This window comes from Dechloromonas sp. A34 (genome assembly GCF_026261605.1).
Taxonomy (GTDB): domain Bacteria; phylum Pseudomonadota; class Gammaproteobacteria; order Burkholderiales; family Rhodocyclaceae; genus Azonexus.
The window spans coordinates 1,880,317-1,907,071 of record NZ_CP102486.1 but is presented as its reverse complement, the minus strand read 5'-3'; the positions used below and the strand labels follow the sequence as shown (position 1 = coordinate 1,907,071).

Here is a 26,755-nt window from a genome sequence, read left to right as displayed (position 1 = left end):
CGCGGCACGCGCGGACTTCGCAACTTTTTGAGTGTCGCTCTGTCGAAGCTCCGTATTCGCGAAAAAACGAATCAGGCAGCGCCGGTAGAACCGGCGCGTGCGAGCGCCAATGTCGCAACATGCCGAACGCCGAATACGAAAAAAGGGGAAAAAATGGCGGAAAACATCCTGATCATCGACGACGAAGCGGCGGTTCGGGACTTATTCGCGTTTTACCTCAAGCGGCTCGGTTACACGGTATTCACCGCAGCGGATGGTCGCAGCGGCCTTGACCTCTGCCGCGATATCGATCCGGCTCTCGTGCTCTGCGACCTGCGGATGCCGGGGATGGACGGTCTGGAGGTTCTGGCGGTACTGACCCAGGACTTTCCCGAAACGCCAGTCATCGTGGTTTCCGGCATGGGCGGCTTCGCCGATGCGATCCAGGCTCTCAAGCTGGGCGCCTGGGATTACGTGACCAAGCCGATCGAGGATTTCGCCATCCTCGAACACGCCGTCGGCAAGGCCCTTGAGCGCGCCCGGCTGCGGGCGGAAAACCGGCGCTACCGCGAGCATCTTGAACTGGTCAATGGCCAACTCGAACGCAGCCTGCGCAAATTGCAGGAAGACGAGACGGCCGGACGCAACATCCAGTTCCGGCTGCTCCCCGACGAGCATGTCGTATTCGGCGGCCGCGACGGCTACGAATGCAGTCGCCACCTGCAGACCTCGGCCATTCTGAGCGGCGACTTTGTCGACTACTTCGACATCGACGACGAGCATTTCGGCTTCTACATGGCCGACGTCTCGGGCCATGGCGTTTCCTCGGCCTTCATCACGGTGCTCCTCAAGAGCTACATGGGGCGCTACGTCGAACGCAATCGCCAACACGGCGACCGCACCATCCTCGACCCGGCGGCGGTGCTCGCCGGCCTGAATCGGGACATCCTGGACGGCGGCCACGGCAAGTACCTGACCATGTTCTACGGCGTACTGAACCCGCGCCAGGCGCGACTCGATTTCGCCAACGGCGGCCAGTTCCCCTTCCCCATCCTCTACGACGGCGAGACGACCCGCGCCATCGGCGGCAAGAGTCCGCCGGTGGGCATGTTCGAGAGCGCCGAGTACCGCACGCAGTCGCTGGACATCCCTGATGTATTCGGCATCTCGGTGTTCTCCGACGGCATTCTGGAGACCCTGCCCCAGAGCGGCCTCTCGGCAAAACAGGACTATCTGCACGCCCTCGCCTGTGGCAGCGAACAGGATGCCAGCACGCTGGCCAGAACGCTCAAGCTGGATCAGGGCATGCCGCCGCCCGACGACATCAGCGTCCTTTCCTTAAGAAGGCTGGTGCATTGATGGCCGAAGGCAATGTCCACCATGCGGAACGGGATGGCACCGTCGTCATCCGCTTCCTGGGCGATATCCGCTACACCATCGCCCCCGCCCTTGATCGCTTCCTCGACGCGCTGTTCGCCCGCCAGGATCTGAAAACCATCATCGTCGACCTGAGCGACGCCGAATCGATCGACAGCACGGGCCTTGGCCTGCTCGCCCGGATCGCCAATTTCCTGCGCCGGCGTGACGGCAGCCGGCCCCTGCTCTTCTCGTCGCAGCCGGATATCAATGCCGTGCTGAGCAGCATCTGCCTGGATACGGCTTTCATCCACTGCGCGCAGCGTCCCGATCTCGCCGCCGATAGCGTGCTAGCAGCCGGCAATCCGTCGGAGAAGGAAGTGGCGCAGACGGTACTCGATGCCCACCGGCTGCTCAGCGAAATGAATGACACCAATCGCGCGCAATTCCAGGACGTCGTGGAAGCCTTTGAAAGGGAGCTGGGTAAATCATGAGCAGTGTCCTCGCCTTCAGCCAGACCGCCCGCCTCGACCAATTGCGCGAAGAACTGGCGGAAGCCCGCGCAGGAGAACAAAAGTTCCGGGGTCTGGTCGAAACGGCGCCCGATGCCGTCGTCGTCGTGGACCAGAGCGGTTGCATCGTGCTGGTCAACAAACAGACCGAACAGCTCTTCGGCTACGACCGGGCCGAACTGCTCGGACAGGCCGTCGAAATCCTGCTCCCCGGAAACCTGCGCGAGCGGCACCTGGCGCACCGTAACGGCTATCTGGACACTCCAGGCGTCCGCCCGATGGGCAGCGGCATGGACCTCACAGGGCGCCGCAAGGACGGCAGCGAGATCCCCGTCGAGATCAGCCTCAGCCCGTTACGCAGCGCGGCCGGCGTGCTAGTCTCAGCCTCGATCCGCGACATTTCCGAGCGCCACCTCACCCAACAGGCCTTGCGCGCCGCCCGCGACGAACTCGAATTGCGCGTTCAGGAGCGGACGGCCGAGCTGGAGCAGGCCAATCAGGCCTTGCAAGCCGAAATCCATGAGCGCCAGCAGGCGGAAAACGCCCTACGCGCCAGCGAAGCCAAGCTCCGCCTGATCACCGACAACATGCCGGCCGGCATGGCCTACATCGACGCACGCCAGATCTACCTCTATCACAACCAGACCTTTGCCGACTGGGTCGGCCTGCCGCCGGAGCAGATCGACGGCCACAGCGTACTGGAAATCTTCGGCCGCGCGATCTATGGCGAAATCCGCGACAAGATCGAGGGCGCCCTGAAAGGCCAGGCAACGCGCCACGAGCATGAGCACCGAACCTCCAGTGGCGAACTGCGACGCTGGAGCGTGCGCTATTCGCCGCACCGCGACACCGCGGGCCGTATCGACGGCTGCATCGCCATGCTGACCGACGTCACCGAACAGCGGCAGGCCGAACAGGCCCTGCACCAGGCCCAGAAAATGGAAGCCGTCGGCCAGTTGACCGGCGGCGTCGCCCATGATTTCAACAACCTGCTGACGGTCGTCCTCGGCAATCTGCAGATACTCGCCAGCGAACTGCACGACCACCCGGTCGCCCCCGAACTGATCGAGGCGGCGACCAAGGCGGCGCGGCGCGGCGCCGACCTCAACCGCACGCTGCTCGCCTTCTCGCGCCGCCAGCGCCTGGCCGCGGCACCGATCGCCGTGACCGACCTGATCAAGGGCATGGCCGGCATGCTGAAGCGGACGCTGGGCGAGCATATCCAGATCAATGCCACCTCCCCCAACGATCTGCCGGCAGCGCTGGCCGATCCCGCCCAGCTCGAGACGGCATTGCTCAATCTCGCCGTCAATGCCCGCGATGCCATGGGGCAATGGGGCACGCTGACCATCGAAACCGCCGCCGCCTATCTCGACGAGCACTACGCCTCGCTCGAGGCCGACGTCCGGCCCGGCCCCTACGTGCTGATCGCGGTTTCGGATACCGGCAGCGGCATGACTCCGGAAGTCCGGCTCCGTGCCTTCGAACCTTTCTTCACCACCAAGGAGACCGGCAAGGGCAGCGGTCTGGGCCTCGCCATGGTCTATGGCTTCGTCAAGCAGTCAGGTGGCCATCTCAAGATCTACAGCGAGGTCGGCCACGGCACCACGGTCAAGATCTACCTGCCGACCTGCGACGGCGCTGGCGAATCCCTGGCCGCGCAGGCTGCCGCCGTGCGCCTGCCGCAACCGACCGGCCATGAATCCATCCTCGTCGTCGAGGATGAAGAGGATGTCCGCGCCCTGGTCTGCCGCCTGCTCTCCGGCCTGGGCTACCGGGTCCATCAGGCGGCCGATGGCCGCGCCGCGCTGGCGCTGCTCAAGCAGGAAGCGGCGATCGACCTGCTGTTTACCGATGTCGTGCTGCCCGGCGGCCTGAACGGACCGCAGCTGGCCAGCGCGGCGGGCGATCTCGGACGCGACATCAAGGTGCTCTATACCTCAGGCTATACCGGCAACGCCATCCAGCAACTGGACGCCCTGGCGACCGACGTCCACCTGATCAGCAAGCCCTATCGCATCGAAGAACTGGCGCGCATGGTGCGCAGTACCCTGGACGGCACGCCGGGCTGACCTCCCGGGGGCACCTCATGATCGATGCAGCCGGGAATCGAATCTCGGAAAATTTGCCATAAACCGCGATTAGGCCGCGTCAATTGGCAAATTTGACGTATTTTCGAGAAATTATCGGCCGATAGGTGTTTAATGTCGGTTAAGCCCATTTGAGCCCCTACTGGCAAAATGGGTTAACCTCCTGATATGAAAACATCTTTGCACATCGTGGTTGGGGCGGTGCTGGCGGCCTTGGTTTCGGCTCTGCTCTCGCCCGGTGACCAGGCCTCGCGGCTGGCGGGTATCGGTTCGGCGCAGGCTGCCGAAGCGGGCGAGCCAATCGTCATCGCCCACGTCGCGCCGACCACCGGCCGCTTTGCCCTGCATGCCGAGGCCGACCGCCGCGGCGCCGAAATGGCGATCGACGAATTCAATACCGCCGGCGGTGCGCTGGGCCGCGAAATCGTCCTGATTTCCCGCAACCCCAGCCTTGATGAAAAACAGGCGGCACTGGTTGCCGAAGAACTGATCACCCGGACCAAGGCCGGTTTCATGGTCGGCGCGATAAGTTCCGGGGTCGCCGCCAGCATGTCGGCGGTTTGCCAGAAATACGGCACCTTGTTCATCAACACCAACTCGTCCGGCCCCACCGAGTCGGTCGAAAACGCCCACCGCAGCAAATTCACCTTTGACGCCCATGGCGCCAATTTCTATCGCGCCCTGATCAAATATGCGCTGACCCATCGCAAATCGAAGCGGGTTCTGCTGCTCACCGAAGACAATGCCTGGGGCAAGGGCAATGCCGCCGCGACCCGTCAGTACATTGCGGAATACGGTGGCACGGTGGTCGGCGAAATCCTGGCTCCCGAATCGCTGCCCGACCCGCTCGACGTCCTGCGTCGGGTCGCCGCCATTCCGGCCGACGTGGTGGTGACCAGCATCAGCGGCGACAACCAGATCAAGCTGTTTGCCCAGATCGCCCCGCAAACGCTGGAACGGCAGTCCTGGATCGTCGGCGAAGTGGATTGGGAGGAGCTCTATCCCGCACCGGGCACCCCCCGTCCGCTGTTCGCCACCACCTGGTCCTGGAACCTCGGCACGCCGGGCACAGCCGAGTTCGTCGCCCGTTACCGCAAACGCTACGGCCACACCCGGCTCGACTATCCCGGCGATGTCACCCATGCCGCCTATCTCGCCACCAAGGCCCTGCTCTCGGCCATCGTGCGGGCAGGAACGACCGACAACCATGCCGTCATCGCGCAACTGGAGAAATACCGGCGCACGGCCAGCGAGGGCATGCAGAACGCCGACGCTTTCATGGACCCGGTCAGCCACCACGTTCAGCAAAGCATCTATATCGCCCGCTGGAACCCGCGGGCAATCCGCCCCGAACTCGGCATCGAGATTCTCGGTCACATTCCGCCCGAGCAGTCCCGTTTCGAACGTGAAAAGACAACGCGCCTCGAGCCGCTGAGCGAGACGCCGCGCTACATGCCATGAAGACGGCCCGCTTCGGCCTCATCGCCCGTATTGCGCTGCTGGTCATCGCTGTTGAGGTCGCGGCTTTCGGTGCCCTCGGCTGGTTCTACATCGACCGCTACAGCACGGCAGCCGATGAACATCTCCGATCACGTCTGCAATTGATCGGGCGCATGATCGGCGACGACGAACTGGCGGTAACCGCCATTTCGCGGACCGCGCTGATGAGCGAACTGCTCGCTGCCCCCGCTCTGCGTAGCCTGGCGGTCGGCGGCAATGGCCGGGTCATCGTCTCGAGCGATCCAGCCTATCTCGGACTGCGGGCCGGCGGCGTACCGGATTTCGATCCGCGCTGGCTCGCCGATAGCGCACCGGATCAACAATTCATCACCAAGGGCAACACCCTGACCGGCGTGATGCAGATTCGCAATCGCCTGAGTGGCGCCCGCCTTTACACCACCGCATTCACGATCAGCACCGCCGCGATCGATGCTCAGAAACGCAATATCCTGCAAGGCGGGCTGCTCGGCTCCGGCCTGTTCATCCTGCTCAGTTCGCTGGCGATCATTTTCTTTGCCCAGCGCCTGATCACACGTCGCGTCCGCAGCTCGCTCGCCATCCTGAAGCAGGTTGAAGGCGGCGCCCTCGACGCCCGGATTCCGGTTTCCGCCAATGACGAACTGGGGCAGTTGCAGCACGGCATCAACTCGATGACCGAGAAAGTCGGCGAGCTGCTCAATCAGCATCGCCACAACGAGGAGGAAATCCGCGCCACCAGCCGGCTGCTCGACTCGATCGTCGAGAACATTCCCAACATGATTTTCCTGAAGCGCGCCGCCGACTTGCGCTTCGTACTCTTCAACAAGGCCGGAGAACAGCTGCTCGGCCTCGATCGTCAGAATCTTCTGGGCAAGAACGTCCATGACCTCTTTTGCCAGGAGGAAGCCGACTTTTTCACCGGCAAGGATCGCCAGGTCCTCGACTCCGCGACGGCGATCGACATCCCGGAAGAGATTGTCACCACCAGCCACGGCAGCCAGCGCATCCTGCACACCAAGAAGCTGGCCTTGCGCAACAGCCGCGGCGAGCCCGAATTCCTGCTCGGCATTTCCGAGGACATCACCGAGCACAAGCGCGCGGCCGAGGAACTCGAACGCTATCGCGCCCATCTCGAACAACTGGTCGCGGCGCGCACGGCCGAACTGTCGCAGGCCAAGGAAGCGGCCGAGGCGGCGAATGTTGCCAAGAGCACCTTCCTCGCCAACATGTCGCATGAAATCCGGACCCCGCTCAATGCCATCACCGGCATGGCCCACATGATCCGGCGCGGCGGCCTGACCCCGGAACAGACCGGGCGCCTGGAAAAACTCGAAGCGGCCACCACCCACCTGCTGAATATCATCAATGCCATTCTCGAAATTTCCAAAATCGAGGCCGGCAAGGTCGAGATCGAGGAAACCCCAGTCAGGCTCAAGGCCATCCTTGGCAATGTCGCGTCGATGATCCACGACCATGCGCAGCGCAAGCACCTTCGCCTGACCACTGAAATCGATCCGCTGCCGCCGAACCTGCTGGGCGACGCGACACGATTGCAGCAGGCCCTGCTCAACTACGCCTTCAACGCCGTCAAGTTCACCGAGTCAGGCAGAGTCTCCTTGCGGGTCAAGTTGATCGAGGAAGACGCAGGCAGTGCCCTGTTGCGCTTCGAGGTTGCCGACACCGGAATCGGCGTCGCCCCGGAGACCCTGAGCCGATTGTTCTCGGCCTTCGAACAGGCCGACAACAGCATTACGCGCAAATACGGCGGCACCGGACTCGGCCTCGCCATCACCCGACGGCTGGCCATGCAGATGGGCGGACTGGCCGGCGCCGAAAGCACGCCCGGGGTCGGTAGCACCTTCTGGTTCAGCGCACGGCTCGCCAAGGGCGAAGCCGAAGCCGGCGTTACCGAGATCGTCGCCCCGGACAATCTGGAATTGCACTTGAAGCAGGAATATCACGGCACGCGCGTGCTACTCGCCGAGGATGAGCCGGTCAATCGGGAGATCACCCAGGAAATCCTGGGCGATATCGAGTGGCGCGTCGATTGCGCCGAAGACGGCGCGGTGGCCTTGAAACTGGCCGGGGAAAACGCTTACGACCTGATCCTGATGGATATGCAGATGCCCAACATGGATGGCCTGGAAGCGACGCAGCGCATCCGCCAGCTCCCCCAGTGCACCACCACCCCGATTCTGGCGATGACGGCGAACGCCTTTGCCGAAGACAAGACACGATGCCTCAACGCCGGCATGAACGACTTCATCAGCAAGCCCGCCAGCCCGGAACAGCTTTATGCCATGCTGTTCAAATGGGTTGCGAAGACACGCCTTAAAGAAGAATCGTCAGCCCAGGCGACCTGATCCGCACCGGGCAAGAGTCACCGAAGGCCCACCTGACGGGTAGCATCTTTAAGTCACGCAGCCCGGACGTCTATGCAAAACCGGGAGTAAATATCCCCCGGCAAGGCCGGAGATATCTAATCACGGGCCGCCAACATCTGCCGCCAGTGTCCGACCTGCCGAGCAACCCAAGTTCCGTCGTCAAGCGGCAGATCGTGGCCGGCCGTCGGATGCTCGGCAAAAGCCGTCGCCCACTGCGCCGCCAGCCGGCGCGAACAACGGGGATCGACCAGGCGGTCATGCGCGCCGCTGAGAACCAGCATGGGCGGCGCCGGTCGGGTGGCAGGCGCTGTGTAGCGGGCGGCCGCCAACAACTGGCGCAGCGCATTGCGCGTCGAAACCGGGCATTGGCGCGCATAGCCGGCCCATGCCGCGAAGATTTCCGGCGCTGGCGGATGGCTGCTGGTGAGCTGCAGAATGGTGCGCTCGCGGGACTCGGCATCCCCGCCGCGCAGCAGCAGATCGAGCAGCGACCAGTAGCTGCTCGGCTGCAGACGGTGATAAAACGGGCTGAACGGGCGCAGGCTGGTGTTGATCAGGACGCAGCCGGCGATTTCCATCGGCTGACGCGTCGCCCAGTCCACCGCCACCATGGCACCAAGCGACATCGCCAAGACGAAATACGGTGGCGCGATCCCGAGTTCGCGCAGTTGGCGCCGACAACTCCGCGCCATGTCGGCCACCAGCAGCGGACTTTCCTGCCCGTGCAGGCGGCCGTTGCCCGGCAGGTCGATGGCCTGCACCCGGGCCGCGCCGCACGCGGACTGCAAGCGTTCGGGAAAATCCCCCCAGTGACGGCTCTCCCGGGTCAGCCCGCGCAGCAAAATCCAGGCGCTCACAACGCGGCCTTCCGGTACCAGTGTTCGAGGGCCTGCTGGCGATAGCTTTCGCGATCGGCAGGGCTCGGAATCCACAGCCGGTGCCCGCAGGCGGCCCGGGTCAGGAAATCGAGCCAGAAGACATGGCGGCGCAGAACCCGCTGCTGGCGGTGCTCGATCAGCGGGTTGAACATGCCGTGGCGGGAAAAGAGCTGCCGCGGGTTTTTCTTTACCCATAGCCAGGAGCCCATTTCCAGGGTCAGCGGCAGGAAAATCCGTCCCGGCTCCGCACAGGCACGCTGATAGAGGTAATCCCACAGGTCGCCGTGCGTCAGGTATTGCCGGCTCTGCGGCTCGAAGACATAGCGATGATTGGGATGCGTCGCGTCGTAGATGCCCTTGAGCGCATGCATCTCGGGCAGATGGGCGATCGGCTGCGCGGTATGAGCATAGGGAAACCAGATCCGGTCGTTAATGCCGAAGCCGGAATGGCAATCGAGCGCGATGCCGAAGCTGCGGCCGGAAAATTCCCGGTCGACCACCGCACACACAGCCTGGTTCTCGACTTCCATCGGCCCGGCCAGCGGCCCCCGATACCAGGGCAGGCGGGCGCTGATCCGCTGCCCGCCAACCAGGAAGGGTACTTTTTCCCGCGCCTCCAGCGGCGCATTGCGCATCAGGTCCACGCCGTTGGGATTCGCCCGTGTGCCGCGCCACATGCCGCCTGGATTAACAAGGGGCATGAAGACCAGGCGGACCGTTTCTAGCTGGCGATGGAGCAGGCTGTCCCAGGGCAGGCGCCGGACCAGGCTGCGCAGGTAGGCCAGCACGACGGCGCTACCGATCCTTTCGAGGCCGTGGAAGCCCCCGAAAAAGCCGACGACCGGCACCTCCGGATCGGGGTTGCCCAGGGCAACAACATGCACCGGAAAGCGGCGCTCGCCGACGAAGACCTCGCTGGCCACCTGCGTCTCGAGCTGACTCCCGCCATCGCGAATGATGGCTTCCAGTTCGAGCAATTCGGGGAGTTCTGAGTGAGCCACGCCGGGCAATTGCGGATCGCCTTGAAAGGGTCGGAACGGTTGGACTAGAGTAGCCAAGCCCCTCGGTAAGGCAGCTGAAACGAGCGCTTAACATTGGCTTGTTATGTTAGTAGCCAACCCTTGCGCTCGAAGATGAAATTTTCATGACAAAGCGCCGGCGACTGGATTCCACCTGACCGGGGCACCTGTTCGCTCCCCGAAAACTCCCGAAAGGACCCCGCCGATGCGCACGATCATTCGCAAAACACTGGCCCACCCTGCCCTCGCCCTCGGTAGCGCGGCACTCTGGGGACTGATCGAATTAGTGGCATTGAATCGTTTTCGTCGATCCGGCCGCTAATCCGCGCCCCCCCGTCACGGCGGAAACGCCGAACCTCCCGGCTCGCTTCGTGTCCAAATAATGCACCACCGCTCGTGACGACATGGATGACGGGGGTTATATGAGTGAGCATTTGCGGTTAACGCTGCCCAGCCACGAAGAGCTTTCAAAGCTCGCCCGGGATGATCCCCAGGCCTATGAGGCCTTGCGCCGGGAAATAATCGAAGACTTTATCGATAACGCACCGGACAAACTGAAACCTCGCCTGCAGGGACTTCAGTTCAGGGTCGACTGTTTGCGTCGTTTGTCACGATCGGCTCTCGGATCGACGATCAGAATCTACGACCTGATGTGGAAAAGTTTCGTGACGCTGAATTACCACTGGCAGGAATTCGTGACCCCGGAAAATCCGTTGCCCGGGGGCTGTTTGCCGGAAGGCGGTCACGGCCTGCCCGAGCGCAGTGCGCGCATCCTGCAATTCCGCCCGGTTCATCCACGCAATAGGGAATAGCCGGAGGCGGTCGGCGGAATCTGCTGCCGTGTTCAGCCAGCCAATGCCGCGGTGGCAATTTCCAGCGAGCGCCGGCGCAGTGCCGGGTCGAAAATATCGCAGACCAGGATCATTTCATCGGCCGCGGTGACCTTCTGCAGACCGAGCAGGCCTTCACGCACCGTCTGCGGACTGCCGATCACAGCGGCGCCGAGGAAGTCGCCGATCGCCGAACGTTCCTGCGGCGCCAGGCCATCGAGGTAGCCGGCCACGGGCGGCGGCAGGCCGCGGCGGTCACCGCGCAGGATGCCAAGCACTCGCTGATAGGTGCTGCTCGCCAGGAACTCCGCCTCGTCGTCGCTGGGCGCGGCGATCAACGGTACGCCGATCATCACGTAAGGCTTGGCCAGCGTGGCCGAGGGACGGAAATTCTGGCGATAGATGGTGATGGCCTGGATCAGCATGGCCGGCGCGAAGTGCGAGGCGAAGGCGTAAGGCAGGCCACGCTCGGCGGCCAGGCGGGCCGAGAACAGGCTGGAGCCGAGCAGCCAGATCGGCACCTCGGTGCCACTGCCCGGTACGGCAACGACTTTCTGATCAGGCTGGCGGGGGCCAAGCAGTTGCTGCAATTCGGCGACTTCGCGCGGGAAATCGGCTTCCGTCTCGATCCGGTCGCGGCGCAGGGCGCGCATGGTGAGATGGTCGGTGCCCGGCGCGCGGCCCAGGCCGAGGTCGATGCGGCCTGGATAGAGTTCGGCCAGGGTGCCGAAGGCTTCGGCGACGACCAGCGGCGCGTGGTTGGGCAGCATGATGCCGCCGGAACCGACGCGGATGCGGCTGGTGACGCCGGCCATGTGCCCGACCAGCACTGCCGTCGCCGAACTGGCGATGCCCGGCATGTTGTGGTGCTCGGCGACCCAGTAGCGGGTGAAGCCGAGCTGCTCGACGTAACGGGCGGTGTCGCGGGCGATGGCCAGCGCTTCGGCGACGGTGCCGCCTTCGCGCACGGCGACCAGGTCGAGCATCGAGAGCTTCGTGTCTTGCAACGGATTCATGTTCGTTCCCAGGCTTCTTCTTTAATGGTCGGCACCACCGGATTGCGCCGGCTGGCCGCCCAGCTGAACAGTGAGAGCAGGGCCAGGCCGGTGCCGATGAGCAGGATGCCGGCGATTTCGCCGGTCTTGAATTCCTCGCCGAAGGTCAGGCGCGAGGAGAGGATGGCGACGACCGGGGTGCCGAGCACGGAGAGGCTGGCCTCCCAGGCCGGCACGCGGTCGAGAATATAGATCCACAGGCACCAGCACATGGCGGTGCTGAGCACCGACATGAAGGCCAGGATGCCGATATAGGAAACCGTCCATTCGGTCGGCCGTTCCGGCACCACGAGGCTGAGCAGGACCAGCGGCACGGCACCGAGGATCATCTGCCAGGTGGTCAGCGTCAGCAGGTCGACCGGCGTCGTCGAGCGCAGGCGCTTGATCAGGATGGTGCCGATCGCCCAGCACAGCGCCGCCATCAGGCCGAGGAATTTGCTGAACAGGCTGGACTGCATGTCCCAGGGCTCGATGATCAGCAGCAGGCCGGTCAGCGTGCTGGCCGCAGCCAGCCACTGCTTGCCGCGTATGCGTTCGCCGAGCAGCGGCCAGGACATCAGCAGGGTCCAGATCGGCATCGTGAAAATTAACACTGCCGTCTTGCCGGGGCCGCCTTCGACCAGCGCCCAGGTCTGGAAGACCATGAAGCCTGCTACCTGGGCCAGGCCGATGGCCAGGGTCGGTCCCGGCGCGACCAGCTTGAGCGGACGCCCCATGAGCTTGAGCACGAGGATCAGGGACAACGCGGCGCCGACGCAGCGTTCGGCGGCGAAGGCGAAGGGTGGCGCGTAAACCAGGCCGTGCTTGGCCAGCACCCAGGTGTAGCCCCAGGTCAGCGAGAGGACGAGCAAGGCGAGCGCTGGCAGCCAGCGGCGGTATGCAGACATGGAAAATTCGGTGGTGATGGCCGTGGCGGATGATTCCGTCACGGCCGGGGTGAAGTGGCGATCAGGCAGCCAGGGTCGGATAGTCGGTGTAACCCTCGGCGCCTCCGCCATAGAGCTTGTCGGCGCGCAATTCGTTCAACGGCGCATCGTGACTCAGGCGGTAGACCAGATCCGGCGTGCTGATGAACGGGCGGCCAAAGGCCACCAGGTCGGCCTTGCCCTCGGCAACGGTTTCCATGGCCAGGGCACGCGAATAACCATTGTTGACCATCCAGGCCCCCGGGAAACTACGGTGCAGGGCCTCGTAATCGAAGGGCTTGGCAGCGGGCGGATTCCGCGTGCCGCCGGTTTCGCCTTCGATGACGTGCAGGAAGGCCAGACCGAGCGGCGCCAGCTGTTCGACGACATAGCCGTAGAGCGCCTGCGGATCGCTGTCGAGCGGCGTCGTGCCGCCAAAGGTCGTCAGCGGGCTGAGGCGAATGCCGGTCCGGCCGCCGCCGATTTCCGCAACAATCGCCTGCATGACTTCGAGCAGCAGGCGGGCGCGATTGGCGATGCTGCCACCGTAGGGGCCACTGCGGTCGTTGACGCTGTCGCGCAGGAACTGTTCGAGCAGGTACGTGTTGGCGGCATGCACTTCGACGCCATCGAAGCCGGCGGCGATCGCATTGCGCGCGGCGCGGCGGTAGTCGTCGATCAGGCCGGGCAACTCATCGTCGCGCAGGGCGCGCGGTGCGGAAACCGGGAGGAAGCCGTCGCGAGTGAAGGTCTTGGCCTCGGAGCGGCGGCTGCTCGAGGAAACCGGCGCGGCGCCGTCAGGCAGCAGCGAGGAATGCGAAATGCGGCCGACGTGCCAGAGCTGGAGCACGATCTTGCCGCCTTCGGCATGCACGGCATCGGTCACCTGGCGCCAGCCGGCCACCTGCTCCGGGGTATGGATGCCCGGGGTGTCGAGATAGCCCTGGGCCAGCGGGCTGATCTGGCTCGCCTCGGCGATGATCAGGCCGGCGCTGGCGCGCTGGCGGTAATACTCGACGGTCAGCGGACCGGCGACATTGCCGGCGATGGCGCGATTGCGCGTCAGCGGCGCCATGACGATACGGTTGGCGACGGCGATATCGCCGATTTGTGCAGGATCGAACAGGGAACTCATGGTGATTCTCCTTGTGGGCGGGGTTTCGTTGCTAAATTAGACCGGTCGTCTATGTTTCAGTGTTAAAAATGGGCCGCACCAAGGCGCGGCCCGTCGATAGTTTGTGGCTCAGCGCGACAACAATTGCCGGGTGAAGCTCATCGCGCTATCCAGCGCCCTGCGGTTGCGGTGCAGCTTGCCCAGTACGCTGGCGCCAATCCACAACTGGTACAGCGTGCGGGCGGTCGCCTCGGCGTCCAGCGCCGGCAGCGAGCCGTCGGCGACGCCGGTTTCGATGGTCTGGGCAATCCGGGCGATGATGCGCTCGGTCCCGTCACGCAGGGTCAGGCGCATGGCATCCGAGAGGTCGGCAACTTCGGCGCTCAGCTTGACGACCAGGCATTTCTGATCGGCACAGTCGGCGCATTGGGAATTCAGCCAGCGCTCCCAGTAACGCATCAGCCGCTCGTGACCCGAGGCCTCACCGGCATCGAGCAAGGCGCCGATATCGGCGAGGTAGTGCTCGAAATAGTCGGCGAGCAGGGCCTGACCATATTGCTCCTTGGACTCGAAGTAATGATAAAACGAGCCCTTGGGCACGCCGGCGGCCTTCAGCAGCTCATTCAGGCCAACGCTCGAAAAGCCCTTGCCGGCGAAAATCCGGTGGCCGGTTTCGAGGATGTGCTGGCGCGTATTGTCGTAACGGATGTTCATGGCGGGAAATGTTGCCACCAATTAGACCGGTCGTCTAGTATTTTTTGTGGCACCCCGAAACGCCTTCCGGCGATGCCTGCGGTTAAGCTCACGGGATTGGCGTTTGCTAGGCAATGGCGCGCGGAATGACCGAACCTTCCTGATTGGTGATGCATGAACAAACTGATGACCCAACTGCAGCGACTCTATTTCCTGCCCGACCAGCCTTCGCCTGCTCGACAGTTGGATGGCGGCACCGCCCCCGCCTCTTCGGCCGAAGAGATTTCCGAACCGACAAACGACGACCTGATGCTGGTCAGCCCTGACGGCTTGGCACGGACCATGGTCGTCAAGTTCGAACGGCCCGGCGATTGGGAACAGGTGGCAAAGCTCTATCAGGCGGTTCAGGACGAACTGGATTTGCCCGCACCGACACTCGCGATTTCAGCTCACCAAGGCTATCGACTCTGGCTGTCGCTCGCCGAGCCGGCGCCGGTCGCGCTGGTACTACGCTTTCTCGAGGCGCTCCGTCGCACCTATCTGACCGGGATTCCCGGCGAAAAACTTGAGTTGCTTCCCGCATCCGGGCGGCCGTCGTCGGTCTCACCAGCAGCCAGCGAGCTGCTGCCCGCCCTGCACACGGCGACCGGAAAATGGTCGGCCTTCATCGACCCCAGCCTCGGCGCCATGTTTATCGATGAGCCGGGACTGGAAATGGCGCCCAATATGGATCGGCAGGCCGAAATTCTGGCAGGCGCAAAAAGCATCGAAGCGGCCGAATTTCAGCGAGCGCTCAAACAGCTCGAGACGCCGGCCGAGCCGGATACCAAAGCCGCTCCGGTCGCCAGCGAGCAAACCACCGATCAGCCGGGCGAGGCGGGCCGCCCACATTCGACGCTGAATGTAGGCAGCCATTACAGCGACCCGAAAAGCTTTCTGCTCGCCGTGATGAACGACCCATCGGCCAGTGCCGGCCAGAGAATCAAGGCGGCCAAAGCACTGCTGCCCTATTTCGAGCCGATCAAGCCGTAGTGGGATTCCTCACAGGGTACATTGCGTCGTCGCCTGCGGTTCGAGTGCCGGCAGCAGCAAGGGTGCCATCGACTTGAGGATCTGTACCGGCAGCGCCGAGGTGAAGCGGTAGCTCGCCGCCCCGGGCCCGATTACGTAGGCAGTGAGCGTGCCGAAGTGACGCGGTCCGAGATAGAAGACGAAGGTGGCGGTCCGGTTCATGGCGACGCCGCGCGCCGCGCCACGACCGAGGACGATGCGGTTGTCGCCGGTACCGGTCTTGCCGCCGACGGTAAGCGGCGTGCCGTCGGCCAACGTGAACGATCCGGAAAGACGGCGGGCGGTACCGCCCTCGACGACTTCGGACAAGGCGTTGCGCAGCGCCTTCGCCACTTCCGGCGCCATGACGCGCTCGCCCTGCCCGTTGGCGCCGGCGAAACGTGTTTCGTAAGGCGTACCGGCGGCAAAGGCCAGGCGGTCGATGCGCCGGGTCGGCAAGCGGACGCCGTCGTTCTCGATGATGCCAATCAAGTCGGCCAGCGCCGCCGGGCGGTCGCCCGAGCTGCCGAGCGCGGTGGCCAGGGAGGGAACCAGATGACCGAAGGGATAACCGACTTTTGCCCAGCGCCGATGGATGTCGAGGAAGGCCTCGACCTCGAGCATGGTGTAAATCCGCGAATCCTGTGCTCCCTTGAAGCGGGTATTGAACAGCCAGCGATAGACCGTCTGCCGTTCCTCGGCGCTCGCCTTGACGGCCTCGCTCCAGGTCGCCTCGGGATTGTTCGACAGATAGGCGACCAGCCACAGTTCCAGCGGATGGACGCGCGCCACAAAGCCGCGATCCGGCAGATCGTAGACCTCGGGCGCGTTGCGTTCGTAGAGCCGGGCGATGTGCTCGTCGCTCAGCTTGTCGTCGTCGAGCCGCTGCTTCAGGAAAACCCCGAGCTCCTCGACCGTCGCCTTTGGCGACAGGTAGCGGAAGACCGCAGCCAGGCGGCCGGCTCCCGGGCGCAGGCCGTCGAGGAAATCGTCGCGGATCTCGTCGCCCTTCTTGCCCCGGTATTTGTTCCAGAAGCGGCGCAGGAAGACCTGCCCTTCCTGATCGGCGAAACGGGCCAGATAGTCATGGCGCCGCGGGTCGCCGGCGCGCTCCAGCAGTTGCGCGCTGCTGCCCGGCACCTGGTACATCGCGTAGCGCACCACGTCGCGCATCAGGCGGACGAACGGCAGGTTGATCGAAGCCTGCAGTGCTTCGCGCACGGTCGGCACACGGCTGTCGTCTTCCTTGCGGAAGTTGTTGAAGCTATGTACCCCGCCACCGGTAAAGAAACTCTCGCCCGGGCTCGCCGAGTAACTGCGCTCCAGGGCGGCCTGCAGCATCGCCGGCAGCTCCTTGTCCTTGGCCGTAGCGAGGTAGCCGACCGCCCACTGGGTCAGGCGATCGCGCTGCTCGACCTGCAATTTGCGCAGCTCTTCCGGCGTCAGTTCGGCAAAGCGTTGATGCAGTTCGGCGATGATTTCCAGATACGTGGTCAGTACGCGCAGCTTGGCCGTCGAGCCGAGCTCGAGCTTGCTGCCTTCGTTGATGTCGAGCGGCTGGTCGGTGGTGTCGGTCTGCACGCGCACGCGGTTGCCGGCCGAGGTCTGCTCGACGAGGTTGAAACTGTAGCGCACGGCCCCCAGCGTCGTCGGACTGAGCATGCGGTCGCCGACCAGGCTCTGCTTGCGGGCGAATTCCGGATCTCTGAGCTGCCCCAGGTAAGTACTGACCTGTTTCTGCAACGCACCGTCCAGCGTCGTGGCGACTTCGGCATCGTAGCGATCGAGTTCGTACAGCGAGATATCGAGCATGCCGGCCAGCCGGTTGCGGATGGTCGCCGCTCCCTTGCCGGCATCGGCCGGCAGCAGCGCGGGATTCTTCACCATATCGCGGAATTTCAGCGGTTCGGCCAGCGCGGCGTCGCGCAGCGCCGGGCTGATCACGCCATTGTCGGCAAGCAGGCGGACATAGCTTTCGGAGAGGTGGGCCAGACTGTCACGCCCCTTGGGCGACAGATAGAACGAAGGCCGACGGTGGGCGATCATCAGGGCCACCACCTGATGCAGGGCGCGGCCCTGCGCCGCGAGCCGCGGGCCGCTCGCTTCCGGCGCCGCGAGCAGTGCATTGACCTCGGCGAAATCGGCGGCAAACCACACCCACAGGCCGTCGCCCAGGCCATTGACCTCGCCGTGCCCGGGCGCCGCGGACAGCGGCACGGTATTCAGATAGTCGAGCAGGATGCGGCGGCGGGCAGGCAGCGTCTGCTGGCCGTCCTGATAGGCACGCACGCTGCCGGAGACCATCTGGCGCAACTTCTCGCCACCGTCGTGGGTCACGCCGTCCGGCGAATGACGATATTTTTCGATCTGGGTGGCCAGCGTGCTGCCGCCCGGAGCATCGAAATCGTCGCTGACCAGCCGCCCGACACGGCCAATTACGGCACGGGCGAAGCGCACCCACTCGACGGCCGGATTCATCGTCGGCCGGGATTCGTCGAGCAGATCGCGATTTTCGATGAACATCAGGGTCTCGGCCACCCGCGGCGGCACGGCTGCGAAATCGTCGTAAGCGCGATAGGGATAGCGGAAACGGTACAGGGTATCGCCGTGGCAATCGGCCACCGTCAACCCGGCCACGGCCTTTTCGCGATAGGGCGGAAAATAGCCTCGCCCGGCGTAATTCATCAGCGCATCCGAAAAATGCGCCTGGTGGGTCAGCCGGTAACCCGACGCACTGAGGTTCTGGCTGATCCGCGGCAGTGCGCTGTAGCCCATGCGTTCGTCGAACGGCCCATGCGTCGGAAAACGAACGGCCGTGCTGGCCTCTTCGAGCACTCGATAATCGAGCTTGGCGGCATAGTTGGCGATGTGCAGGGCCTGCAGTTGCGAGGTTTCGACCTCTTCAACCAGCAATAAGCCAGCCCCGACCACGACCAGCGCGAGGACTGCAATCAGGTGCAGACGCTTGCGGCTGGGTATGGTCTCGGCAGGTGTTGGGGATGCTTCGATATTATTGTCTTGAGTCACCGTGCCATTATATTTAGGTCGCGCGAATTCAGTAGCAAATCGATGAAAAGAGCCTTGCGTCCGAGTTCAGCGGTTGCCCAAAGCTGCTCGTTGCCAGGAAATTTATTATTTGTAATCATTAACTTGGCGACATATTTCACGATGTGAAAGCATTCACAGGAGGCGTTCATGTTTTCCGGAAACACCTTTACCTTCCTCGATGAACTCGCTGCCAACAATAATCGCGAGTGGTTCGAGGCCAACAAGGCGCGCTATGAATCCCTGGTCCGCGAACCGTCCCTCGCCTTCATTGCGGCGATGGCACCGGCGCTTGCCGATTTCGCGCCGCACTTTCGTGCCGACCCGCGCAAGATGGGTGGCTCCTTGATGCGGGTCTTCCGCGATACGCGCTTTTCCCGCGACAAGACGCCGTACAAGAACAATATTGGCATCCAGTTCCGCCATGCACTCGGCAAGGATGTCCATGCCCCGGGCTTCTACCTGCATATCGCCGGCGACGGGTGCTTCCTCGGTGTCGGCAGCTGGCACCCGGAAGCCGATGCCCTGGGCAAGATTCGCGACCGTATCGCCGAGGACCCCGAGCGCTGGTTCGCGGTTCGGGACAACAAGAAGTTTAGCTCGCTGTGGGCACTGACCGGCGACAGCCTGACCCGCCCACCGCGCGGTTACGCCGCCGATCACCCGGCGATCGAGGATCTGAAACGCAAGGACTTCATCGCCCTGGCGTCGCTCTCCCCGGCCGAGATAATCGGTCCGGAACTGACCAAACTCGCCACCACCCGTTTTTCGGCCGGCGCACCATTGGTGGCCTTCCTCTGCGCCGCCGTGGGTGTGGCGTATTGAAGGTCCCCGCCCTCAGTTCTCCACCTTGCGCCAGCCCCGGGACTCCATGCAGCGGTGCATCCGGCGCACGCTCTCGTTGGTGACCATGCCCTCGGTGCCCGAGTAGCTCTGCAGCTTGCAGGCCTTTTCGTCGACTTCATAGTCGCCCTCGCTGGCGCCACGTTTTTCCCAATGCCAGCGGGAAATCAGGGCACAACCGGCCAGAACAGTCAGCAGGATGACGATGCCGAGCCGCCACCGGCCAGGCATTTTCGCCACGGCCATATCCTCAGCCTTCACTTTCGCTGTCGCCAGCCGGGACGTAGGTGGCAATCACCGGTTCCGCTGTGCGGAAGGCTTCGGCCGATACCGGCACGCCGCAATACACCGCGGCATGGAGCAGGACTTCCCGGATTTCGTCTGCCGTCGCCCCGTTATTCAGCGCGCCGCGAATATGGCCACGCAACTCGCCCTGGCGGCCCAGCGCGGTGAGCATCGCGACCGTGATCAGGCTCCGCATCTTGAGGTCGAGGTCGGTGCGGCACCACACCGAGCCCCAGGCGTTGCCGGTAATGAAATCCTGCAAGGGCCGGGTGAATTCGCTGGCATTGGCAAAGGCCTGGTCGACAAAATCGTCGCCCATGACCTGGCGGCGCACTTTCAAGCCATCGCTGTAGGCATCACTCATTCTTGTTTTTCCTTGTCGTTAGCGTCGGGCACCGACTTCCCGAGTCGCCGCGCAAGGCCGCCACGGCCTGCCGGTACTCGGCCCGGGAGAGCTTCCCGAGCTGGTGCCGACACTCAATATCCCACAGATTGCTGACCAGATCGATGGCTTCGCGCAGCGGCGAAGCACGGCCGGCAGTTGCGGTGGCGGCGTTCATGAACTGACGGCGAGCTCCGCATCCCGCACCGGAAGGCCGAGGCGCACGGCAAACGGGCAGCCGGTTTTGGCCGCGATCTCGTCCACCGAAACACCGGGCTGCAGCTCAATCAGGGTCAAGCCCCCGCCTTGATTGACCGAAAACACGCAGAGCTCGGTGATGATCATGTCCACCACGCCGCGGCCGGTCAGCGGCAGCTGGCACGCCGGCAGGATTTTTGGCGAGCCGTCGCGGGCCGTGTGCTCCATCAGCACGATCACCCGCCCGACGCCGGAGACCAGGTCCATCGCCCCGCCCGGCCCCTTGACCATCTTGCCGGGCACCATCCAGTTGGCGAGGTCGCCATTTTCCGAAACCTCCAGACCGCCGAGGATGGAGAGGTCGACATGGCCGCCGCGAATCATCGCGAAGGAGTCGGCGCTGGAAAAGAAGCTGCTGCCCGGCAGGCTGGTGATGGTCTGCTTGCCGGCATTGATCAGGTCGGCATCGACATCGTCGCTGTCGGGAAAAGGGCCGATGCCGAGCAGGCCGTTCTCCGACTGCAGCGTGACGTGCATGTCCTCGGGAATGTAATTGGCGACCAGCGTCGGGATGCCGATGCCGAGATTGACGTAATAGCCGTTGCGCAATTCCTGCGCCGCCCGCCGCGCCATCCGTTCGCGCACGGGGTCCGACTTGCCCGGCGTGGCACCGCCGGCCGTGGTCCGGAACTCGATGCGCTTCTCGTAGCCGGCGCCCTGGATGATGCGGTCCACATAGATGCCCGGCGTGTGGATCTGGTCCGGATCAAGTTGGCCCGGCTCGACCAGTTCCTCGACCTCGGCGACGGTAACCCGGCCGCAGGTGGCGATCATCGGGTTGAAATTGCGCGCCGTCTTGCGGAAGACCAGGTTGCCCGTGCGATCGCCCTTCCAGGCCTTGACGATGGCGACGTCGGCGCGGATGGCCGGTTCCAGCACATAGTCCTGGCCCTCGAACTGGCGGGTTTCCTTGCCTTCGGCCAGGCGGGTGCCGAATGCGGTCCGCGTGTAGAAGCCCGGGATGCCCGCCCCTCCAGCCCTCAAACGTTCGGCCAGGGTGCCCTGGGGCACCAGTTCGAGCTCCAGTTCGCCGGCCAGCACCTGGCGCTCGAATTCCTTGTTTTCGCCGACATAGGAGGCGACGACCTTCCTGACCTGCCGCGTTTTCAAAAGCGGCCCCATCCCGAAATCGTCGACGCCGGCGTTGTTGCCGACAATGGTCAGATCACTGGTGCCAGCCTGCAGCAGGCCGGCGATCAGGTTTTCCGGAATGCCGCAGAGGCCGAAGCCGCCGGCGGCGACGGTCATGCCGTCGAAAAGCAGGCCGTCGAGTGCGGCCTGGCTCGTTGCATACACCTTGTTCATGTTGTGCTGTTCCCTCTTCTTGTCTTTGGGGCAAGCGGGGAGCGGCAAACCGCCCCCCGCCCGGCTCAGGGTTTAATCAACCCGTTCCGGAACCGGCAGATGCACCCATTCCTTGTAGAAGGCCTCGATGTCCGGCTCGAAGTCGTGGATCACCGGGTACCACGGGGTCGGCGCCTCGACGTCGTGCAGCGTGCCGCAGGTCGGGCAGTAGTACTCGCGATAGACCTGCCACTGGGTATCCGGCGCCATCAGCTTCGGGTACACCTCGGTCATTGCCTCTTCGGTGTCGCGCACGTAGATCGAGGCATGCAGCTTCCAGTTTTCCTTGTAGTCGCAGAACTCGTGGCCGCAGTCGCATTTGATCAGCCACTGCTTGGTCTTCGCCGACTGCACGATGTACATGTGCGGCGCCAGCGGCAGGACGATGCGATCCTTGAAGCTGACCTTGGCCTGCAGCGCCGCGAGGTACTGCTCGAAACGGCTGTTGTCCTTGGGCATAGACAGCATGCGGAAGGTCGTTTCCCAGTCCAGCGTGCCTTCGACCAGATGTGAAACCTGTTCATTGGTATATGACATTTTTGTCTCCTAGATTCAGATAATCGATTGCACTGCTTACTCTTCGACCTGAACGACGGTCTTCACGTCGGGCATCAGCGAGAGATCCATGCGGTGCTTGGAGCCGTAGGTCGGCACGCCCAGTTCGTCTTCGAGCAGTTGCCAGTCGGCCGGCAGGTTCCAGAAATCCTTGAACTCCTTGGTGAATTTCTCGGACAGTCCGAAGCTGGTGGCGAACATGTGCTGGACCTGCACCGCGGCATGCTTGTTGATGATCCGTTCGCGCTCTTCCTTCATCCATTCGCGGGTCGGCAGGGCACGGGCCAGACGCTCCTTGCGCATTGCGGCGCGGCGGGCCTGGGTCTTGGTGGCATCGATGGCAAACACGCCCTTGGCATCCTGGGTGAACACCGCGCCATAAACCTTCTGTGCGAATTCCGGCAGCAGGAACTTCTGGTTAAGGTCGTTCTCGATGGCACTGATTTCACGATCGATCGGATCGCCGAAGCCCGGGCCGCCACGCAGGTAGTTCAGGTAGAGGTCATGGTTGTCATAGCAGTCCTCGGTCGTCATGCACTGCTTGTCGCGCTTGACCACGGCCGTCGCGTCGAGGTGGCGCTCATAGTCGGGCGCGCCCGGATCGAGGTCGCCGCCCAGCGGCAGCGAGTCGCCGATGGCGATGCGCTCCTTGAGGCCGGTGTTGTGCGCTTCGAAACGGTAGCCGGTGGCCGACGGGTAGCCGCCCATCATGCCCCAGTCGCTGTTCATGTAGCCGTTGCCCATGAAGAACATCGTCCAGTCCTGGGCGTTCCAGACCATGCGCAGGGTCTCGAAACCACAGCCGCCGCGGTATTTGCCGTAGCCGCCGGAGTTGGATTTGACGTTGCGCCCCAGATACAGCAGCGGCTCGGCCATTTCCCAGATTTCGATGTCGCCCATGTCGCCTTCCGGATTCCAGATGGCGGCGGCGTGGTTCAGGCCGTCCTTGACGGCGCAGGCACCGGTACCGCACGACGAAGCCTCGAAGCTGTTGACCGCGTGGATCTCGCCGTCCTGGTTGATACCGCCGCCCTGCAACCAGTTGGAGGTATTGGCGTTGCCGGCATTGACCTCTTCCAGATAACCGCGGCTGAAGTAGGACTGGCTAAGGCCGCGCCACAGCGCCGCCCAGCCGGAGACCAGGAAGTGCCAGGCATAGGCGTGACCGGTGCGGCGGTCGTCCGGGTTGCACCAGGTGCCCTTGGGCAGGTGGAACTCGGTGGCGAAGTAGGCGCCGTCGTTGATACGCTGGGTCGGTACCAGGGTCTGCGACATCATCACCCAGATGCCCGAGGTGAAGGCCACCTGGTGGGCATTGAAGGTATGCCAGCCCCAGCGGCTGGCGCCTTCGAAGTCGAGACGCCACTTGCCGTCCGGCTTGATGGTCATCTCGACCGGCGAGTGCATGATCGAGTCGAGTTTGGCGAAGGCGTTGGAAACCTGGATGTCTTCGTGCTTGAACGGCACATCGACGAAGGAAACCTTGCGATATTTGCCGGGTAGGGTCATCGCCTTGATCCGGCTCATCAGGCCGCGCCGGCCCTCTTCGATGACTTCGCCGGAGAACTTCTCGTAAGCTTCCAGGCCATCGGCACGGATCACTTCTTCGACCAGCTCGCGAATCATGTGGCAACCGGCGATGCGGGTCTTTTCATCGAGGATCCAGTATTTCGGCGTCCGCACCGAGCGCTGCGACTCGTGCAGCCAGTCGCGCAGCGGTTCGTCGTTGATCCCGGTCTTGCGGCAGGTGATCATGTAGCCGTCGCCGAAACGCTGGGTCTGGCCAGTGGACATCGAGCCCGGCGTCACGGCACCGGTGTCGATGACGTGGGTGACGCCGCCGACCCAGCCGATGAGCTTGCCGGCCCAGAAAATCGGCACGATGGTGGCGATGTCGCAGGGGTGCACATTGCCGATGGCGCAGTCATTGGTCGTGAACATGTCGCCGGGGTTGATCGTCGGGTTGGCTTCCCAGTTGTTCTCGATCATGTACTTGATCGCCGCGCCCATGGTGCCAACGTGGATGATGATCCCTGTCGACGTCAGGATGCAGTCGCCGGCGGCGTTGTAGAGCGTGAAGCAGAGCTCGCCTTCCTGCTCGACGATGGGGCTGGCGGCGATCTTTTTCGCCGTTTCCCGGGCATGGACCAGGCCGCCGCGGAGTTTAGAGAACAGCTTCTCGTAGCCGATCGGGTCGCTGTCGCGGAATTCCAGCTTCTCCAGGCCGTTGTAGTAACCCGTCGCCTGGGTGCGCTCGAGGATCGCGTCGCGATGCTGCTTCAGGGTCAGGCCGCTCTCGAGCAGGTTGCCGAGGCCGATTTCTTTGGTGCTCATCATATTCATGATTTATCTCCTCACTTGACTTCTTTGAGATGGAACAGGCGATGCTTGTCGATCGTGGTTTCGAAGCCATCGGGCACGACGAAGGTCGTCGCGTCGGATTCGATGATGGCGGGGCCGACGATGTGGTTGCCGGCCTTCAGCGACTCCATCTTCCACAGCGCCGCTTCGACCCACTTTTTGTGGCGGTAGAACGGACGGGTGCCGAGATAGGCCTCCTTGGGCGCTGTCGGGCCGCAATCCGCGTCTTCCGGCAATACCGGCTTCTGGGTCACGACCATGCCGCGCAGGATGGCGCCGGTGACCGAGAAGCCCAATTCCGGCGAGCGCGCCGAATTGGCATAGACGCGGCCATAGGTGTTCTCGAAGGACTCGATGATTTGCTGCCAGTCAGCGGCAGTGGCCGCGCTGGTGACCGGCGAGACGATTTCGAGGTCGTTGAGCTGGCCCATGTACTGCATCTTGTAGCCGGGGATCAGCAGCACGTCTTCCGGCTTGTAGCCATTGATCACGAACTCGTCGATGACCTTGGTCGCCAGTTCCTCCCAGGCTTCCTGCAAGGTCTTGCAGGCCGCCGCTTTCTGTTCGTCGCTGGCAAACTGGGCCACCCCCAGATCGACCGACTTGTCATAGCGGTACTCGAAGTCGGCACAGGCGCAGCCGAAAGCCGAGAAACCGGCCGCCCAGGCCGGTACCACGACGTCCTTGAAGCCGACGCCTTCGGTATAGCCATAGGTATGCACCGGGCCGGCGCCGCCATAGGAGAAGCAGGTGAATTCGGCCGGGTTGTAGCCCTTGGCGCTGATGTTGGCGCGCAGGTATTCGGACAGCGTCAGGTCGAGCAGTTCGATGACACCGGCCGCCGCATCTTCGACCGACAGGCCGAGCGGATCGGCGATCTGCGCCTTGATGTGGTCGCGGGCCCGTTGCACGTCGAGCTTGATGGCACCGCCGAGGAAGTTCTCGGGGTTCAGGTAGCCGAGCACGACGTGGCAGTCGGAAACGGAGACCGTATCCAGCCCGCTTTCCGGCCAGCAGGTACCGACGCGATAGCCGGCACTGTCCGGGCCGAGCTTGATCGACTTGCTGTACGGGTCGAGGCGGACGAAGCTGCCGGCGCCGGCGCCGACCGAGTCCATCGCCACCAGCGGCAAGGAGAGCACCAGGCGGGCCATGTCCGGGTCGGACTTGATGGCGAAGTTGCCCTTGGTGATCAGCGCCACGTCGAACGAGGTGCCGCCGATGTCGGAACAGGCGATGTTCTCGTCACCGAGGTACTCGCCGAGCAGCTTGGAGCCGATGACCCCGCCGATCGGGCCGGAGACGATGGTGCGGGCCAGTTCCTTGGCTTTCCAGCTGATCGTGCCGCCGTGCGTCGCCATGACGCGCAGGTCGAACTTGGCGCCATGCTTCTTGAAGCGGTCGCTGACCTTCTTGAGCGTCTGGCGCGACGGTTCGGCGCCGTAGGCTTCGAGAATGGTGGTGTTCATCCGGTGGCTTTCCTTGCGCGATGGGTAGTAATCCACCGAGGCGAAGACCGGGATGTCGGACTTGAGTTTTTTCAGTTCGTCACGCACCAGATCGCGCGCCCGCTGTTCGCTAAGTTCGTTCTTGTGCGATTGCAGCAGGCAGATGACGACGGCCTGGGAACCGGCCTCGACCAGCTCGCGGGTGGCCTGGCGCACTTCTTCTTCGCGCAGCGGAATAACGATCTTGCCCTGCACGTCGGTGCGTTCGGTGACGCCGCGGGTGCGGGAAACCGGGACCAGCGGCTCGTCGTAGCGGTGGGTGTTGAGGTGGATGCGATCTTCCAGCGCGTAGCCGAGATAGCTCTGCAAGGCACGACCCATCGAATGGATCTGCTCGAAGCCCTTGTTGCAGATCAGGCCGACGTCGAGGCCCTTGCGCATCAGGATGCGGTTGAGCATCGCCGTTCCGGAGTAGACGCAGGTCGCCAGTTCCGGATAGACGTCGTCGACGTTGCGGCCCCAGTGCTCGAGCGCATCGACCGAAGAGTTGTAGATGGCGAGCGATTCGTCGCCCGGATTGCTTTGCGCCTTGCCGACGACGAAACGACCGTCGGCCCGGACAAAGAAGGTATCGGTCATCGTGCCGCCGGCATCGATTCCCATTACCTGTACGTTTGACTGCTGAGTTTCCATGTTTGTCTCCTGTCATTGGTGTTTGTGGTCAGTGATCCCACGCCGACTTAATGGCAAGGCCTGGGCCAGGCCGCGAAAAAACCGCCGGCTCGCAGAATTCAATCGATCAATCAATGACTTGGCGAAAATACTCGGAAACCGACAGCTGTCCGGTGAAAGGCGAATAAACGTCCTGAATCACGACGCCAATTGCCGAC

General features: G+C 63.5%; 22 protein-coding genes and 1 pseudogene. 8 read left to right on the top strand and 15 right to left on the bottom strand.

Going from position 1 to position 26,755, the window contains the following annotated elements:
- The first annotated feature begins 153 nt into the window (after positions 1–153).
- The 5 genes from NQE15_RS09560 to NQE15_RS09540 all read left to right on the top strand — a co-directional run bounded on the left by NQE15_RS09560 (position 154) and on the right by NQE15_RS09540 (position 7,779).
- Entirely contained in the window at positions 154–1,338 is a 1,185-nt protein-coding gene (locus NQE15_RS09560; protein WP_265949099.1) for a SpoIIE family protein phosphatase, read from the top strand.
- A complete protein-coding gene (locus tag NQE15_RS09555; protein WP_265949096.1) occupies positions 1,338–1,829 on the top strand; it encodes an STAS domain-containing protein in 492 nt (163 codons plus the stop codon). Before NQE15_RS09560 ends, NQE15_RS09555 begins: the two co-directional genes overlap by 1 nt.
- Positions 1,826–3,919, top strand: a complete 2,094-nt coding sequence (locus NQE15_RS09550; RefSeq protein ID WP_265949094.1) for a hybrid sensor histidine kinase/response regulator — start codon at positions 1,826–1,828, stop codon at positions 3,917–3,919. The genes NQE15_RS09555 and NQE15_RS09550 overlap by 4 nt, the downstream gene beginning before the upstream one ends.
- A 186-nt stretch (positions 3,920–4,105) precedes the next feature.
- Positions 4,106–5,398 carry an ABC transporter substrate-binding protein gene (locus tag NQE15_RS09545; protein WP_265949091.1) on the top strand — a complete coding sequence of 431 codons (1,293 nt, stop codon included), beginning with the start codon at positions 4,106–4,108 and terminating at the stop codon, positions 5,396–5,398.
- The gene (locus NQE15_RS09540; RefSeq protein ID WP_265949089.1) at positions 5,395–7,779 is read left to right on the top strand and encodes a response regulator; all 2,385 of its coding nucleotides are present in this window, start codon (positions 5,395–5,397) and stop codon (positions 7,777–7,779) included. The genes NQE15_RS09545 and NQE15_RS09540 overlap by 4 nt, the downstream gene beginning before the upstream one ends.
- 116 nt (positions 7,780–7,895) lie before the next feature.
- Here the strand turns inward: NQE15_RS09540 and NQE15_RS09535 are convergent, their stop codons facing one another.
- Complete coding sequence (locus tag NQE15_RS09535; protein ID WP_265949087.1) at positions 7,896–8,657, bottom strand: alpha/beta fold hydrolase; 762 nt, start codon at positions 8,655–8,657, stop codon at positions 7,896–7,898.
- A complete protein-coding gene (locus NQE15_RS09530; RefSeq protein ID WP_265949084.1) occupies positions 8,654–9,679 on the bottom strand; it encodes a M14 family zinc carboxypeptidase in 1,026 nt (341 codons plus the stop codon). The genes NQE15_RS09535 and NQE15_RS09530 overlap by 4 nt, the downstream gene beginning before the upstream one ends.
- 440 nt (positions 9,680–10,119) lie before the next feature.
- Here NQE15_RS09530 and NQE15_RS09525 point away from each other — a divergent pair, with 440 nt between their 5' ends.
- Positions 10,120–10,509 carry a DUF3135 domain-containing protein gene (locus tag NQE15_RS09525; protein ID WP_265949082.1) on the top strand — a complete coding sequence of 130 codons (390 nt, stop codon included), beginning with the start codon at positions 10,120–10,122 and terminating at the stop codon, positions 10,507–10,509.
- Between the two features lie 32 nt (positions 10,510–10,541).
- Here the strand turns inward: NQE15_RS09525 and NQE15_RS09520 are convergent, their stop codons facing one another.
- From NQE15_RS09520 to NQE15_RS09505, 4 genes are all read right to left on the bottom strand, one after another.
- Complete coding sequence (locus tag NQE15_RS09520) at positions 10,542–11,543, bottom strand: LLM class flavin-dependent oxidoreductase (RefSeq protein ID WP_265949079.1); 1,002 nt, start codon at positions 11,541–11,543, stop codon at positions 10,542–10,544.
- Positions 11,540–12,469, bottom strand: coding sequence for a DMT family transporter (locus NQE15_RS09515; protein ID WP_265949077.1), 930 nt, complete (start codon positions 12,467–12,469; stop codon positions 11,540–11,542). Before NQE15_RS09515 ends, NQE15_RS09520 begins: the two co-directional genes overlap by 4 nt.
- A 61-nt stretch (positions 12,470–12,530) precedes the next feature.
- Positions 12,531–13,622: an alkene reductase gene (locus NQE15_RS09510; protein ID WP_323054962.1), complete on the bottom strand. Its 1,092-nt coding sequence runs from the start codon at positions 13,620–13,622 to the stop codon at positions 12,531–12,533.
- Between the two features lie 108 nt (positions 13,623–13,730).
- Positions 13,731–14,315, bottom strand: coding sequence for a TetR/AcrR family transcriptional regulator (locus NQE15_RS09505; RefSeq protein ID WP_265949076.1), 585 nt, complete (start codon positions 14,313–14,315; stop codon positions 13,731–13,733).
- A gap of 153 nt (positions 14,316–14,468) precedes the next feature.
- Between NQE15_RS09505 and NQE15_RS09500 the strand changes: the two genes are divergently transcribed.
- Positions 14,469–15,326, top strand: a complete 858-nt coding sequence (locus tag NQE15_RS09500) for a hypothetical protein (RefSeq protein ID WP_265949074.1) — start codon at positions 14,469–14,471, stop codon at positions 15,324–15,326.
- A 9-nt stretch (positions 15,327–15,335) separates the two neighbouring features.
- On the opposite strand, the gene NQE15_RS09495 is transcribed toward NQE15_RS09500, so the two are convergent.
- Complete coding sequence (locus NQE15_RS09495; RefSeq protein ID WP_416336537.1) at positions 15,336–18,353, bottom strand: transglycosylase domain-containing protein; 3,018 nt, start codon at positions 18,351–18,353, stop codon at positions 15,336–15,338.
- Positions 18,354–18,539: 186 nt separating this feature from the next.
- Between NQE15_RS09495 and NQE15_RS09490 the strand changes: the two genes are divergently transcribed.
- The gene (locus NQE15_RS09490) at positions 18,540–19,214 is read left to right on the top strand and encodes a DUF2461 domain-containing protein (protein ID WP_265949072.1); all 675 of its coding nucleotides are present in this window, start codon (positions 18,540–18,542) and stop codon (positions 19,212–19,214) included.
- Positions 19,215–19,226: 12 nt separating this feature from the next.
- Here NQE15_RS09490 and NQE15_RS09485 read toward each other — a convergent pair whose 3' ends face one another.
- The 8 genes and pseudogenes from NQE15_RS09485 to NQE15_RS09450 all read right to left on the bottom strand — a co-directional run bounded on the left by NQE15_RS09485 (position 19,227) and on the right by NQE15_RS09450 (position 26,558).
- The gene (locus NQE15_RS09485; RefSeq protein WP_265949070.1) at positions 19,227–19,472 is read right to left on the bottom strand and encodes a hypothetical protein; all 246 of its coding nucleotides are present in this window, start codon (positions 19,470–19,472) and stop codon (positions 19,227–19,229) included.
- A gap of 10 nt (positions 19,473–19,482) precedes the next feature.
- Complete coding sequence (locus NQE15_RS09480) at positions 19,483–19,881, bottom strand: carboxymuconolactone decarboxylase family protein (protein WP_265949067.1); 399 nt, start codon at positions 19,879–19,881, stop codon at positions 19,483–19,485.
- Complete coding sequence (locus tag NQE15_RS09475; RefSeq protein ID WP_265949065.1) at positions 19,874–20,077, bottom strand: hypothetical protein; 204 nt, start codon at positions 20,075–20,077, stop codon at positions 19,874–19,876. Before NQE15_RS09475 ends, NQE15_RS09480 begins: the two co-directional genes overlap by 8 nt.
- Complete coding sequence (locus tag NQE15_RS09470; RefSeq protein WP_265950212.1) at positions 20,074–20,730, bottom strand: 3-oxoacid CoA-transferase subunit B; 657 nt, start codon at positions 20,728–20,730, stop codon at positions 20,074–20,076. The genes NQE15_RS09475 and NQE15_RS09470 overlap by 4 nt, the downstream gene beginning before the upstream one ends.
- Positions 20,731–20,778: 48 nt before the next feature.
- Positions 20,779–21,462 (bottom strand): annotated as a pseudogene (locus NQE15_RS09465) (CoA transferase subunit A); the annotation flags it as partial.
- Positions 21,463–21,534: 72 nt separating this feature from the next.
- Entirely contained in the window at positions 21,535–22,038 is a 504-nt protein-coding gene (locus NQE15_RS09460; RefSeq protein WP_265949060.1) for an acetone carboxylase subunit gamma, read from the bottom strand.
- Positions 22,039–22,074: 36 nt separating this feature from the next.
- Positions 22,075–24,399 (bottom strand): hydantoinase B/oxoprolinase family protein, encoded by a 2,325-nt coding sequence (locus tag NQE15_RS09455; RefSeq protein WP_265949056.1) that lies wholly within the window; start codon positions 24,397–24,399, stop codon positions 22,075–22,077.
- 11 nt (positions 24,400–24,410) lie between these two features.
- A complete protein-coding gene (locus tag NQE15_RS09450; RefSeq protein ID WP_265949052.1) occupies positions 24,411–26,558 on the bottom strand; it encodes a hydantoinase/oxoprolinase family protein in 2,148 nt (715 codons plus the stop codon).
- Between the last annotated feature and the right edge of the window lie 197 nt (positions 26,559–26,755).